Genomic DNA, 13307 nt, shown 5'->3' on the forward strand with positions numbered 1-13307 from the left:
CGTCCTCCGCATCAAACAATCAAGGCCGGTGCGCAGCGCCGTCATTGAGGGGCGGTGGTCGGGAGGCGGGTGGGATTACAGCAGCAACTCCCGCACCATGCGCTGGGCTTGACCATACGTCACCGAGGGGCGGCAGGACGTGAGCGAGGGGTACGAGAGCCACGGCGGTACGGTCGGCGGACGGCCCGCCGGACCGCACGGGGCAGCTACGGCGTTCGGTCCGACGACGGCGTTCACGTCGACGACGGCCGGGCCCCGTCCTGACGACGCGCAGATTCCGTTCCTGGGACACACATTCCGGGTATCGGGGCTGCGGGACGAACTGCACGCGCGGCGCGCAGCCCCGGACGGATGGATTCGACACGCGTGACGGAGCACCCCACCTCGCACGAGCGCCGCCAGAGCGGCGCCGGCCGGCCTTCCACCCCTGCGGACCCCCGCGGGGCGCTCTTGCATACCCCGGAGCCGCTGCGCGCGCCGGGCGCATTACCGGCGCAGCCCACCCGCCCCAGCGATGACCCGACCGGTTCCGGTACGAACGTCTCCGGTACGGCCGGTTCCGGTACGACCGGTTCCAGTACGGGCATTTCCGGTACGAACGGCACCGGTACGGACACGGCCCGCGGCATGCACGGACCGTCCGGCAACCAGGCCGCGGCGAGCACCGACACGCCGTCGCCCTCCGGCACCGGCGCGCCCACGCCACCGCCCGCCTCCCCCGGCCCCGAGCACTCCCAGCCGTCGGCCACCGAGCCCGATCCGCACCGCCCGCGCCCTGCTCCCGAGGGCATCCCGGCCCAGCCGGTCGACCAGGACCGGACCTCCGGAAGCGGCGGCGGCAAGGACCGGCGCACCGGACAGGGGCTGCCGCAGAGCGGCCCGATGCCGATGCGGCGCGACGGGGACCGGCTGCGCTTCGTGGGCGCCGCGACCCGGCGGATCGCCCGCGGCATCGACCTCGACGAGATCGTCATGGGCCTGTGCCGGGCCACCGTGCCGACCTTCTCGGACGCGATCCTGGTCTATCTGCGCGACCCGCTGCCGGTCGGCGACGAGCGGCCCACCGGGCCCCTCGTACTGCGGCTGCGGCGCACCGACCGGATACCCGAGGAGCGCGACACCGAGAACGGCTTCATGCCCGCGCTGCGGCCCGAGCCGAACGAGCTGTCGGCGATGACGGCCGAGCTGTGCGAGGTGCGCCCCGGCGGCGCCCTCGCCGAGGTGCTGCGCGGCGTGCGCCCGGTCTTCGCGGACGCGCCGGCCGCCCGGGCCGCACTGCCCGAGCTGCTCGGCGAAGAGCTGATCGTGCCCACCGGCCAGCGCGCGATCCTGGCCCCGCTGCGCGGGCGGCGCCGGGTGATCGGCGCGGCGCTCTTCGTGCGCCGCCCCGAGCGCATGCCCTTCGAGCCCGACGACCTGCTCGTCGCGGCCCAGCTCGCCACGCACAGCGCGCTCGGTATCGACAAGGCGGTGCTCTACGGCCGCGAGGCGTACATCGCCGACGAGCTGCAGCGCACGATGCTGCCCGAGACGCTGCCCCGGCCGACGGGTGTGCGGCTGGCCAGCCGCTATCTCCCCGCCGCCGAGACCGCGCGCGTCGGCGGCGACTGGTACGACGCGATCCCGCTGCCCGGCAGCCGCGTCGCCCTCGTCGTCGGTGACGTCATGGGCCACTCCATGACCTCGGCCGCGATCATGGGCCAGCTGCGCACCACCGCACAGACCCTCGCCGGGCTCGACCTGCCGCCGCAGGAGGTGCTGCACCACCTCGACGAGCAGGCCCAGCGCCTGGGCACCGACCGCATGGCGACCTGTCTGTACGCCGTCTACGACCCGGTCTCACACCGGATCACCATCGCCAACGCGGGCCATCCGCCGCCGGTGCTGCTGCACCTGGGCGGCCGAGCCGAGGTGCTGCGGGTGCCACCGGGCGCCCCCATCGGCGTAGGAGGAGTCGATTTCGAGGCGGTCGAGCTGGACGCGCCCGCCGGGGCGACGCTCCTGCTGTACACGGACGGCCTGGTCGAGTCGCGCCTGAGGGACGTGTGGACCGGGATAGAGCAGCTGCGCGAGAAGCTCGCCGCCACCGCGCAGCTCACCGGCCCGGACCATCCTCCGCCGCTGGAAGCGCTGTGCGACGAGGTGCTCGACATGCTCGGTCCTGGCGACCGGGACGACGACATCGCGCTGCTCGCCGCCCGCTTCGACGGGATCGCGCCGAGTGACGTGGCGTACTGGTCCCTGGAGCCGGAGGACGCCGCTCCCGGACGGGCCCGGCGGCTCGCCCGGCGGGCGCTGTCGCGCTGGGGCATGGAGGACATGAGCGACTCCGTGGAGCTGCTCGTCAGCGAGGTCGTCACCAACGCCGTGCGCTATGCGTCACGTCCGGTCACGCTGCGGCTGCTGCGCACGGACGTGCTGCGCTGCGAGGTCGGCGACGACGTGCCACAGCTGCCCCGGCTGCGCCAGGCGCGCGCCACGGACGAGGGCGGACGCGGCCTCTACCTGGTCAACAAACTGGCCAGACGGTGGGGCGCCACGCGGCTGAGCACCGGAAAGGTGGTCTGGTTCGAGTTGAGCCGAGGGTGAACCAGCGAGCACTCTCAGAATTGGACTGAAGTTAGACCCCGTCCAAATGTTGCCGACGTCGCGTGGAGAGAGTTGACTGGCCGGGTGGCACAGGCCACCCGGCCGGACGTCGTCCATGACGGGAGGACGCTCTTGAACCCTCCCTCTGCCATGGCGGAGGGATTCCTGGCTCACGCCGCTCAACCGCTCAGCGAGCGGCTGAGACCTACGCGATCAACACCAGCCGGGTTGGAACCAGCCCGGTGCCCCTGACGCTAGCGCGCCTGGCGGGCACAGACGTTCCCCTGGCGACATTTCACCGGTTCGAGTGACCGGACCTGCCCAGGGAGGACCAGTGACCGAGACAGCACCTCAGAAGACTCCGTACACCACGAACAACGTCGGCATTCCGGTGGAGAGCGACGAACACTCGCTGACCGTCGGTCCCGACGGCCCGATCCTGCTCCAGGATCACTACCTCATCGAGAAGATGGCCCAGTTCAACCGGGAGCGGGTCCCCGAGCGGGTGGTGCACGCCAAGGGCAGTGGCGCGTACGGATTCTTCGAAGTAACGAATGACGTCAGCCAGTTCACCAAGGCCGACCTCTTCCAGCCGGGTAAACGTACGGAAATGCTGGCCCGCTTCTCCACCGTGGCCGGCGAGCAGGGTTCGCCCGACACCTGGCGCGACCCCCGCGGCTTCGCGCTCAAGTTCTACACTGAGCAGGGCAATTACGACCTGGTGGGCAACAACACCCCGATCTTTTTCGTGCGCGACACGATCAAGTTCCAGGACTTCATCCGCTCGCAGAAGCGCCGCCCCGACAACGGGCTGCGCGACAACGACATGCAGTGGGACTTCTGGACGCTCTCGCCCGAGTCGGCGCACCAGGTGGCCTATCTGATGGGCGACCGGGGCATTCCGAAGTCGTACCGCCATATGAACGGCTACGGCTCCCATACCTATATGTGGATCAACGGCGCCGGTGAACGGTTCTGGGTGAAGTACCACTTCAAGACCGACCAGGGCGTCGACTTCCTCACCCAGGCGGAGGCCGACGAGCTGGCCGGTACGGACCCGGATCTGCACCGCATGGACCTCTACAAGGCGATCGAGTCCGGGAACGCGCCGAGCTGGAGCCTGAAGGTCCAGATCATGCCGTTCGAGGACGCGGCGGACTACCGCTTCAACCCCTTCGATCTGACCAAGATCTGGCCGCACGGGGACTACCCGCTGATCGACGTCGGCCGGATGACCCTCGACAAGAATCCCGAGGACTACTTCATCCATATCGAGCAGGCCGCCTTCGAGCCGTCCAACCTGGTGCCGGGCATCGGCCCCTCGCCGGACAAGATGCTGCTCGGCCGGCTGTTCTCCTACCCGGACACGCACCGGTACCGGATCGGCCCGAACTACGCGCAGCTGCCGCCGAACCGGCCGCACACCCTGGTGAACTCGTACGCCAAGGACGGCCCGATGCGCTACGAGCCCTCGCACGCGGCCCGCCCGTACGCGCCCAACTCCTACGGTGGCCCCGCGGCCGACTTCTCGCGCTTCGGCGAACCGGCGAGCTGGGAGGCCACGGGCGAGCTGGTGCGCGAGGCGTACAAGCTGCACCGCGAGGACGACGACTGGGGCCAGCCGGGCACGATGGTCCGCCAGGTCCTGGACGACGCGGCCCGCGACCGGCTGGTGTCGAACGTCAGCGGCCATTTGAAGGCCGGTGTGTCCCGCCCGGTCCTCGACCGCGCCCTGCAGTACTGGCGCAACATCGACAAGGAACTCGGCGACCGGATCGCGAGCGACGTCAACGGCGGCTGAGCGGTACGAACGCTGAGCGGTGCGAGAACGAGAAGGGGCGCCCGGTGGATCACCGGGCGCCCCTTCTCGTACGTCTACTGCTGGTTGTTCGGATTGAACGGGTCGACCTGTGTGATCTCGTCCGTCGGAGTCTGCGCCGGCGTGGTGGCCGGCTCCGTGGTCGTCGGGGTGGTCGGGGTCGTCGCCGGTTCGGACGTCGGAGTCGTCGGGGCCTGGCTCGTGGGCGGCTCGGTCGTCGGTTCCTCGGTGGTCGGCGTCTGCGAAGGCGTCTCGCTCGGCGTCTCGCTGATCGTCGGCGTCTGGGTGGGCTCCATCGCCGCGCCCTGGGTGGTGTCCAGGGCGAAGTCGGTGACCTGGCCCATCGCGTTGAAGGTGTACGCCGCCCAGATCTGCGCCGGGAAGCCACCTCCGTTGACGCGACCACCGCCCGCCGCGCCCTTCAGTGACACCTGCGTGCCCCGCTTGACCACCGTCCCGCTCGTTTCCTTGCGGTCCTTGGGCACCTCGCCGAACAGCCCGACCGAGGTGACCAGGTTCGGCGTGTAGCCGGTGAACCAGGCCGACTTGTTGTTGTCGGACGTACCCGTCTTGCCCGCGACCTGCTGGTCGTTGCGGTCGACGGCCTGGGCGACCGAGACCCTGGCCGTACCGTCGTCGACCACGCCGGTGAGGACCGAGGTGACCGTGTCGGCCGCCTGAGCGCTGATGACCTGGTCGCCGATCGGGTTCGGGAAGTCGACCGTACGGTCCTTGTGCTCGGCCGAGGCCACGAGGGCCGGGGTGACCTTCCGGCCGTGGTTGTCGAGGGTCGCGTAGGCGCCGGCCATCTCCAGCGGGCTCGCGCCCATACTGCCGAGGGTCTGCGCGGGCACGGCCTCCAGGGTTTCGGTGTTCATGCCGAGTTCGCCCGCGACCCTGAGCACCTTGTCCATGCCGACGTCCACGCCCATCTGCGCGAAGACGGAGTTGATGGACTTGTTCATCGCGGTCTGGACGGTGACGTCGCCGTAGCTCTGGTCGTCCTCGTTCGGCGGTGCGAAGGCGATGTTGCTGCCCTTGACGGACCGGCCGCTCGTGCCGTCGTAGAGCGTGTTCGGCGTGATCTCCTGGCCGTCCTGCGTCGTGGCCTTCTCCTCAAGGGCCGCCGCGAAGATCAGCGGCTTGAAGGTGGACGCGGGCTGGTAGTCGGTTCGGGTCGCGTTGTTGAGGTAGTGCTCGAAGTAGTCCTTGCCGCCGTACATGGCGACGACCTTGCCCGTCTTGGGGTCGACGGACACGGCGCCGGCCTCGACGTCACCGTCGACCGAACGCTTCTTGGAGTCGAGCTTGCTGGTCAGCTTCGTCTTGACGGCGACTTCCAGCTGCGTCTGCTTCGACTTGTCGATGTTGAGCGTGATGGTCCAGCCACCCGCGTCGACGATCGCCTTGGCGTCCTCGTAGTTGGCGGCCACGCCCTGCGCGACGAGCCGCTTGGCCAGCGCGCCGTTGGCCGCGTCGACCATGTAGCCGGTCTGGCCCTCCAGACCGGGCACGCCCTTGGGGTCCTGGGGTATCGGGAACTTCATGGCCTGGCGCTCGGCGGAGTTCAGCCAGCCCTCCTCGACCATGTTGTCGAGGGTGTAGTTCCAGCGGGCCGTGACCAGCCGCTTGCCGGTGGCGGTGGCGACACCCCAGTCGTACTGGCTCGGGGCCTGGAGCAGCGAGGCGAGGTACGCGCCCTGCTGGACCGTGAGGGCGCTCGCGTCCTTGCCGTAGTACGCCTGCGCCGCGGCCTGGATGCCGTACGAGTTGCGCCCGTAGTAGCTGGTGTTGATGTAGCCCGCGAGGATGTCGTCCTTGGACTGCTGGCGGTCCAGCTTCAACGAGATGACCAGTTCCTTCAGCTTGCGCGTGACGGTCTGGTCCTGGTTGAGGTAGAAGTTCTTGACGTACTGCTGGGTGATCGTCGAACCACCCTGCTTGCCCTTGCCGGACAGGGTGTTGATCAGACCCCGGGCGGTGCCCTTGAGGTCGACGCCGGCGTCCTTGTAGAAGGACTTGTTCTCGGCGGCGACGAAGGTCAGCTGGACCTTCTTGGGGACCTTGTCCAGGCCCACGATCTCTCGGTTGACCTTGCCCGTACGGGCCAGCACCGTGCCGTCGCTGTACTTGTAGATGTTGCTCTGCCGCTGCGCGTCCGCGTTGCCCTGGGGTATGGAGACGACCATGTAGAGCACGACGAAGGCGCCCATGCCCAGCAGGCAGAAGCCGAGGAACGTGCCGAGGATCGTCTTCCAGTTGAGGAACCTGCGTATGCCGCTGCGGCGGGGCTTGGCTCCGGGCGAGCCAATGACCACGACGCGGTGGTCACCACGCTGCCGCGCTCGTCTCTCTTCCGCTCGTCCCATGGCTCCGTCCGCTCCGCTTCGCTCTCGTGTCGCGCTCTCTTGTACGCGTGTCCTGCCGCGTTCTCTCACGCTTTCTCTGACACGTTCTCGTGTCGTGTTCTCGTTTCGCGTTCGTTCTCGCGCGTCACACAGGTTCGCCGCTCAGGTCAGCTCAGCAAACTAACACCACGCGCTATGACAAAGGGATGCCGATCCGGTCTTTTACGGACGTGACAAACAGCACTCACATTGCACGCACATCGCACGCACAGTGCACGCACTGCCCATCAACCCCACCTGAACCGACGAGCGGGCGGGGCGAAAGGTTGTCAGGCTGGGCAGAACAGTCGCCCCCGCCTCCCCGGGACTGGTCGCGCAGTTCCCCGCACCCCTTACGGGGCTTCCAGCCCGTCCGGCGTTCGAGGACGAGGCCGTTCGGGCGATGGAAGCCGGTGACAGAACCGTGACAACCGCGGCCGGCCTGCGGGTACTCACCCCGACGCACCCCTCACCACGATCTATTCGCGGCATGTATACACACGATGTATACGCCGTGTGTAGAGTGCTCCGCATGTCCATCGGTCACACCCTCCTAGGACTCCTGGAGTCCGGGCCCCGTCACGGTTACGACCTGAAGCGGGCCTTCGACGAGAAGTTCGGTCACGACCGGCCGTTGCACTACGGCCAGGTCTATTCGACGATGTCGCGGCTGCTCAAGAACGGGCTCGTCGAGGTCGACGGGATCGAGGCGGGCGGCGGGCCCGAGCGCAAGCGCTACGCGATCACCGAGGCCGGGATCACCGACGTACAGCACTGGCTCGCGACGCCGGAGAAGCCCGAGCCGTATCTGCAGTCGACCCTGTACACAAAGGTCGTTCTCGCGCTGCTCACGCATCGGAACGCGTCCGAGATCCTCGACACTCAGCGGTCCGAGCATCTGCGCATGATGCGCATCCTGACCGACCGCAAGCGCAAGGGCGATCTCGCCGACCAGTTGATCTGCGACCATGCCCTCTTCCACCTGGAGGCCGACCTGCGGTGGCTGGAGCTCACCGCCGCGCGCCTCGAGAAACTCGCCGAGGCGGTAACCCGATGACCCCTGCAGGCTCCCTGCTCACGGCCCACGACCTGCGCAAGGCGTACGGCCCCACCAACGCCCTCGACGGCGCCGAGTTCTCCATCCACCCGGGCGAGGTCGTCGCCGTGATGGGCCCCTCCGGCTCCGGCAAGTCGACCCTGCTGCACTGCCTGGCCGGCATCGTGACACCGGACTCCGGCTCGATCGTCTACAACGGCCAGGAGATGGCGACCATGAACGACGCCCAGCGCAGTGCGCTGCGGCGGAGTGAGTTCGGGTTCGTGTTCCAGTTCGGTCAGCTCGTCCCGGAGCTGACCTGCGTCGAGAACGTCGCGCTGCCGCTGCGGCTGAACGGCACCTCCCGCAAGGAGGCCGAGCGCACCGCCCTGTCCTGGATGGAGCGCCTGGAGGTCGACGACCTCAAGGGCAAGCGGCCGGGCGAGACATCCGGCGGTCAGGGACAGCGGATCGCCGTGGCCCGCGCGCTCGTCACCAGCCCGCGCGTCCTCTTCGCCGACGAGCCCACCGGCGCCCTCGACTCGCTCAACGGCGAACGCGTGATGGAACTGCTCACGGACGCCGCCCGGTCCACCAACGCCGCGGTCGTGCTCGTCACGCACGAGGCGCGGGTGGCCGCCTACTCGGACCGCGAGATCGTCGTACGGGACGGCAAGTCCCGTGACATGGAGCGGGCCATATGAGCTGGGCCAAGGATCTGTCCATGGGCGTCAGGTTCGCGGTCACCGGTGGCCGGGAGGGCTGGGCCCGGGTCCTGCTCACGGCCATCGGCGTCGGCCTCGGCGTGGCGCTGCTGCTGCTCACCGCGGCGATACCGAACATGCTTCAGGTGCGGCACGACCGTGAAAGTGCCCGTACGGACCTCGCGTACAGCGATTCGGGCACGCCCAAGGCCGAGAACACGCTGCTCGTCGCCAACCTCGACACGACCTACCGCGACAAGGACGTGCGGGGGCGCGGACTGGAGCCCGAGGGTGTGAAGGCTCCGCTGCCGCCCGGGGTGACGAAGTTCCCCGCACCGGGCGAGATGCTGGTCTCCCCCGCGCTCGACCGGCTGCTGAAGTCCGACGGCGGCAAGCTGCTGCGGGAGCGTCTGCCATACCGCACGGTCGGCACCATCGGCGAGCGCGGACTGGTCGGCTCGCACGAACTCGCCTTCGTCGCGGGCGCCCAAAAGCTCGCCCCGCAGGTCGACGGCGCCCGGGTGGCGCGCATCGACAAGTACGGAGCACCGAGCACGCCGTCCGAGCGCTGGGATCCGGTCCTCCTGCTGCTGGTCCTGGTGGTCTTCGTGGTGCTGCTGATGCCGGTCGGCGTCTTCATCGCCGCGGCCGTGCGCTTCGGCGGCGAACGGCGGGACCGCAGGCTGGCCGCGCTGCGGCTGGTCGGCGCGGACAGCGGGATGACCCGCAGGATCGCCGCCGGTGAGGCACTGGCCGGGGCCCTGCTGGGGCTGGTGCTCGGCGCCGGGTTCTTCATGATCGGCCGTCAGGTGGCGGGCTCCGTCGAGATCCTCGACATCAGCGTGTTCCCCAGCTACCTCAACCCGTCGCTCGCCCTTGCCGCGCTGGTCGCGGTCGCGGTGCCGGCCGCGGCGGTGGCGGTGACGCTGCTCGCGATGCGCGGAGTGGTCATCGAGCCGCTCGGCGTGGTGCGCACGGCCAGACCCCCGCGGCGCCGACTGTGGTGGCGGCTGCTGCTGCCGCTGGGCGGGCTCGCGATGCTCTACCCGATGATCGGGCAGGGCAACAGCAACGGGAACTTCAACCAGTACATGGTGACCGCCGGTGTCGTCCTGCTGCTGGTCGGCATCACCGCCCTGCTGCCGTGGGTGGTGGAGACGGTCGTCGCGCGGCTCGGCTCGGGCAGCGTGTCCTGGCAACTGGCCGTCCGCAGGCTCCAGTTGAGCAGCGGCACAGCGGCCCGCATGGTCAACGGCATCGCGGTGGCGGTGGCCGGCGCGATCGCCCTGCAGATGCTCTTCGCCGGGACCTCCGGCGCGTACACGAGGTCCACGGGGCAGGACGTCTCACGCGTCCAGATATCGGTCGACCTGCCGTACGGCGCCTCGCTCGCCGACGCCGACCGGCAGCTGGCGAGGACCAAGGGCGTGCGCCGCACGACGGCGTTCTCCTCCGTCTCGCTGGGCGAGCGGAGCAAGGATGCCGAGCTGAACACGACTCTCACCGTCGGCGACTGCGCGGCACTGCGTGAGATGGCCAAACTGCCCTCGTGCCGCGAAGGCGATGTCTTCACCACACAAAGCGCCGATGACCCGGACACCTCGAAGCTGAGCGAGCCCGGACGCACGGTCTACCTCGACCCCGTCTATACGGGAGGGTTCAAGCACCGGGCGACCGTCTGGACGGTGCCGCAGGGCATCAAGAAGGCCGGGACACGCGTCCACGTGACAGGCATGGAGCGCGACGGCATCCTGGCCACGCCGAGCGCACTGCCCGCGGAGGCCGCCGCCGCGGTCAGGGGTGAGGTCTACCTCAACCTCGACCAGTCGGTGCCGGACGTGCTCGATCTCGTACGCAACACCATGGCGAAGATCGATCCGCTGGCCAGGGACTCGCAGTGGTTCGTGTCCACCGAGTCCCGGCGCTACTCGTCCATCCGCACCGGCCTGTTCGTGGGCGCGACCTGTGTCCTGGCGCTGATCGGCGCGAGCCTGCTGGTCTCCCAGCTGGAGCAGCTGCGCGAGCGCAAGAAGCTGCTCTCGGCCCTGGTCGCCTTCGGTACCCGGCGCCGCACGCTGAGCCTGTCGGTGCTGTGGCAGACCGCGGTCCCGGTCGGCATCGGACTGGTGCTGGCGGCCGCGGTGGGCCTGACCCTGGGCGCGGTCCTGCTGAAGATGGCCGACACCCCGGTCACGGTGGACTGGCTGAGCGTGCTGTCCATGACAGGCATTGGCGCGCTGGTGGTCCTGGTGGTCACGCTGCTGAGCCTGCCGCCGCTGGTGCGGATGATGCGGCCGGAGGGGCTGCGCACGGAGTAGACGGGCCGCGGCCCGGCCGGGCCGCGCGCGGCCCGTCCCGCGCGGTCTGTCCCGCGCGGTGACGGCCCGCCTCCCGGCGCCGTGAGGTGGTCACCTCCCACAGTGGGCGGTGACCGCCTCACGGCATGCACGGGGTCTCAACGAAGTCTCAGAGGCCGTACTCCCGCACTACTCGGCGCACTTGGGCGAAGAGCATCCCCACGTTCACCGTCTTGCGGCAGACGGTCACGGCGACAACGTCCTGCTGCTCACTCATGCGCACGAACAGGTGAGTGAGATTGTCGCTGTTGACGAGGATCTCCTGGAAGAAGTGGCCCTCGCTGGCGATGCCGCGGCGCTCCTTGAAGACGTCCTCGATCATCACGACCGTACGCCCCTGGAACAGGTCGAGGGTCGCGCCCGCGAGCAGGTCGAGCACCTCGGGCGGGTGATTGTCCACCGTCTCGTACGACAGCAGCATCCCGGTGGACATGTCGACCACGCCCGAAGCCACGCAGTCCGGTGCGGACGCGCGCAGCGCCTTGACCAGACCCATGACCTGGTCCGAAAATCCCGGCGTCATCCTTTTCGTCGCCACCCTCTCATGCTCCTTCGACCGCGGTCAGGATCGAGTCGATCCGGCGCAGCGCGGGCTGGGTCTCCTGGTGGAGGCGGTCAAGGTCCATGCCCTCGTCGCCGAGGACGACCATCAGTGCGGTCTCTCCCACGGCGTAGAAGGCCGCGCAGCCGTGGCTGCCGTAGGTCACCTGCCGACGCAGCGTGCCCCGGCCGGTCGCCTCGGTGGTCCGCCGCGCGAGGCCGAGGCCGGCCGCGGCGATCGCGGCGAGTCCTTCGCGGTCGATGGTGTCCTCGGTGTCCGCCGCGATGAGCAGTCCGTCGGCGGCCGCCACCGCCGTGTCGGTGACACCGGTCACCGATTTCCGCAGGCCCTGCATTTCCATGGCCAATGCCTCGTAATCCATATAGTGAACTCCCTGGCGCCTGGTCGCACTTGTTCGTCTTCGCGCTCTACGGCGCTTTCCTGTTCCGCGGTTCTCCGGAAACTCAGCCACTGGAATCCGATGTGGCCTTCCGTTCCCTGAATCGGAAGAACCCTTTCCAACTCGTCCCGCTCTTCTCGGGGACGAGAGTTTCTGTGATACCGCTCGCACCGGGTTCGCGCCGGGGCAACGCGGGGGCGGGGCCTTCGACGGGGCAGGGCGGCCTCGGCCCGTCGAAGGCGCGGGGGCTGCCCGGGGCCGGGGCGGGCTCGCTGTCCGCCCGGATCCCGGACGCGTCCGCGGCCACCGCGGAGGCGAGGGCCGAGAACACGGCCGGGGGCAGCCGGGACGCCCGGTCGACGTGCCGCACGACGGAGGCCGGGCGGGAGGCGGCCGGGCACTCTCCCGCGGTTCCGGTCTCCGCGGTTCCGGTCTCCGCGGTCCCGGCCGCCGTGCCCCCGGTCGCCGCGGACCCGGCCGGCACGGCCCCGGCGCTCCCGGCCACCGAGCTCCCGGGCTCCGTTCCCCTGGGCCGGACCCTCCTCACCAGGCCGTTCACCGGCCCCCGTACCACCAGGGGCGCGGTGGGCGGTTCCTCAGCGGCGCACTCCAGCAGCCCCTCGTGGAGCAGTCGGGCCATCTCCACCGTCACGGTGTAGACGCCCCGGCCGGTCAGGAACGCGATGTCGCGTGCGGTGCGGCGGCCGTCGGCATGGGCGATCAACTCCCCTCCGAGAGGTGAGAGTTGCAGGTCGCGACGGTCGGCTCCGGGGGCGGGCACCGGTCGTTCGACCTCGGGCCGTACCGGACAGGGCAGCGAGGCGACGGCCGACAGCTTGCGGGCCGCGTCCCGCAGCAGCCGGGCCGGCGCCTCACCGGCGACGACCGGGCCGAACGGCTCGCACCCGGTGAGCCTCTCGCAGCCCTCCATCCGGCCCGCGACGACCGCGAAGGCCGCGTCCTGCATCGCCATCACGCACACGACCCGGAGCTGGGCGGCGCCCGTATAGCCGTGAGCGATCAGCTCCGCCTCCGGCCAGCGCCGCGTCCCCGCCTCACCGAGCAGCTCGGCCCACTGCGCACCATTGATCCGGCCGGAGCGCAACAACAGCGCCTCGGGCCCCGGAGCCCCCGGGCTCTCGACCGCGACCACGGCCCCTCTCCGGAGATGGAAGGTGCCTCCTGGCCTGCCCGACACCCGCAGCTCTCCGGTGACCGCGTCCCGTGCGCATTCGGCCAGCTCGCTCGACAGCAGGCGGTAGCCGACCCGGTCAAGGGAATCCCGAAGGCCCGACATCACTCCCCCTGACTGTCGCATCGAACGGCCATGCGAGCGTCGGCAAACGGCGGGCGCGCCTTTTCACTTCATGACGGCGCACGCCATTTCGCACATACGCGTGACGCGTAGCACTGAGGAAGCATGTTTATCAGTCCGGCACGTACAGCCAAGCGAATGTCGCACCAGGTGACGGAA

Annotated in this window: 9 protein-coding genes; 5 read left to right on the forward strand and 4 right to left on the reverse strand. The window is 69.6% G+C overall.

Features of this window, described 5'->3' with window-relative positions; all coding sequences use genetic code 11:
* The first annotated feature begins 351 nt into the window (after positions 1 to 351).
* On the forward strand, positions 352 to 2589 hold the full coding sequence (locus OG747_RS15865; protein WP_405879979.1) for a SpoIIE family protein phosphatase: 2238 nt from the start codon (positions 352 to 354) through the stop codon (positions 2587 to 2589).
* Between the two features lie 334 nt (positions 2590 to 2923).
* Positions 2924 to 4390 (forward strand): catalase, encoded by a 1467-nt coding sequence (locus tag OG747_RS15870; protein ID WP_405879980.1) that lies wholly within the window; start codon positions 2924 to 2926, stop codon positions 4388 to 4390.
* A 74-nt stretch (positions 4391 to 4464) separates the two neighbouring features.
* Here the strand turns inward: OG747_RS15870 and OG747_RS15875 are convergent, their stop codons facing one another.
* On the reverse strand, positions 4465 to 6777 hold the full coding sequence (locus tag OG747_RS15875) for a transglycosylase domain-containing protein (protein WP_405879981.1): 2313 nt from the start codon (positions 6775 to 6777) through the stop codon (positions 4465 to 4467).
* A gap of 550 nt (positions 6778 to 7327) precedes the next feature.
* Between OG747_RS15875 and OG747_RS15880 the strand changes: the two genes are divergently transcribed.
* From OG747_RS15880 to OG747_RS15890, 3 genes are read left to right on the forward strand one after another with little or no spacing between them, the layout of a single operon-like run.
* On the forward strand, positions 7328 to 7852 hold the full coding sequence (locus OG747_RS15880) for a PadR family transcriptional regulator (RefSeq protein WP_405879982.1): 525 nt from the start codon (positions 7328 to 7330) through the stop codon (positions 7850 to 7852).
* The gene (locus tag OG747_RS15885; RefSeq protein ID WP_405879983.1) at positions 7849 to 8535 is read left to right on the forward strand and encodes an ABC transporter ATP-binding protein; all 687 of its coding nucleotides are present in this window, start codon (positions 7849 to 7851) and stop codon (positions 8533 to 8535) included. Before OG747_RS15880 ends, OG747_RS15885 begins: the two co-directional genes overlap by 4 nt.
* On the forward strand, positions 8532 to 10853 hold the full coding sequence (locus tag OG747_RS15890; RefSeq protein ID WP_405879984.1) for an ABC transporter permease: 2322 nt from the start codon (positions 8532 to 8534) through the stop codon (positions 10851 to 10853). The genes OG747_RS15885 and OG747_RS15890 overlap by 4 nt, the downstream gene beginning before the upstream one ends.
* 148 nt (positions 10854 to 11001) lie before the next feature.
* Here OG747_RS15890 and OG747_RS15895 read toward each other — a convergent pair whose 3' ends face one another.
* The 3 genes from OG747_RS15895 to OG747_RS15905 all read right to left on the reverse strand — a co-directional run bounded on the left by OG747_RS15895 (position 11002) and on the right by OG747_RS15905 (position 13130).
* On the reverse strand, positions 11002 to 11415 hold the full coding sequence (locus tag OG747_RS15895; protein WP_405885551.1) for a hypothetical protein: 414 nt from the start codon (positions 11413 to 11415) through the stop codon (positions 11002 to 11004).
* Positions 11416 to 11434: 19 nt separating this feature from the next.
* Positions 11435 to 11815: a roadblock/LC7 domain-containing protein gene (locus OG747_RS15900; protein WP_382182926.1), complete on the reverse strand. Its 381-nt coding sequence runs from the start codon at positions 11813 to 11815 to the stop codon at positions 11435 to 11437.
* Positions 11816 to 11897: 82 nt separating this feature from the next.
* Positions 11898 to 13130: a MarR family transcriptional regulator gene (locus OG747_RS15905; protein WP_405879985.1), complete on the reverse strand. Its 1233-nt coding sequence runs from the start codon at positions 13128 to 13130 to the stop codon at positions 11898 to 11900.
* Positions 13131 to 13307 lie beyond the last annotated feature (177 nt).

It is taken from the genome of Streptomyces sp. NBC_01384 (assembly GCF_045040035.1).
Lineage (GTDB): Bacteria > Actinomycetota > Actinomycetes > Streptomycetales > Streptomycetaceae > Streptomyces.

Excerpts from the sequence above, each read along its gene's own strand:
- OG747_RS15865 (WP_405879979.1), top strand. The coding sequence starts at position 352 with ATGGATTCGACACGCGTGACGGAGCACCCCACCTCGCACGAGCGCCGC.
- OG747_RS15880 (WP_405879982.1), top strand. The coding sequence starts at position 7,328 with ATGTCCATCGGTCACACCCTCCTAGGACTCCTGGAGTCCGGGCCCCGT.
- OG747_RS15890 (WP_405879984.1), top strand. The coding sequence starts at position 8,532 with ATGAGCTGGGCCAAGGATCTGTCCATGGGCGTCAGGTTCGCGGTCACC.
- OG747_RS15885 (WP_405879983.1), top strand. The coding sequence starts at position 7,849 with ATGACCCCTGCAGGCTCCCTGCTCACGGCCCACGACCTGCGCAAGGCG.
- OG747_RS15875 (WP_405879981.1), bottom strand. The coding sequence starts at position 6,777 with ATGGGACGAGCGGAAGAGAGACGAGCGCGGCAGCGTGGTGACCACCGC.
- OG747_RS15905 (WP_405879985.1), bottom strand. The coding sequence starts at position 13,130 with ATGTCGGGCCTTCGGGATTCCCTTGACCGGGTCGGCTACCGCCTGCTG.
- OG747_RS15900 (WP_382182926.1), bottom strand. The coding sequence starts at position 11,815 with ATGGATTACGAGGCATTGGCCATGGAAATGCAGGGCCTGCGGAAATCG.
- OG747_RS15895 (WP_405885551.1), bottom strand. The coding sequence starts at position 11,415 with ATGACGCCGGGATTTTCGGACCAGGTCATGGGTCTGGTCAAGGCGCTG.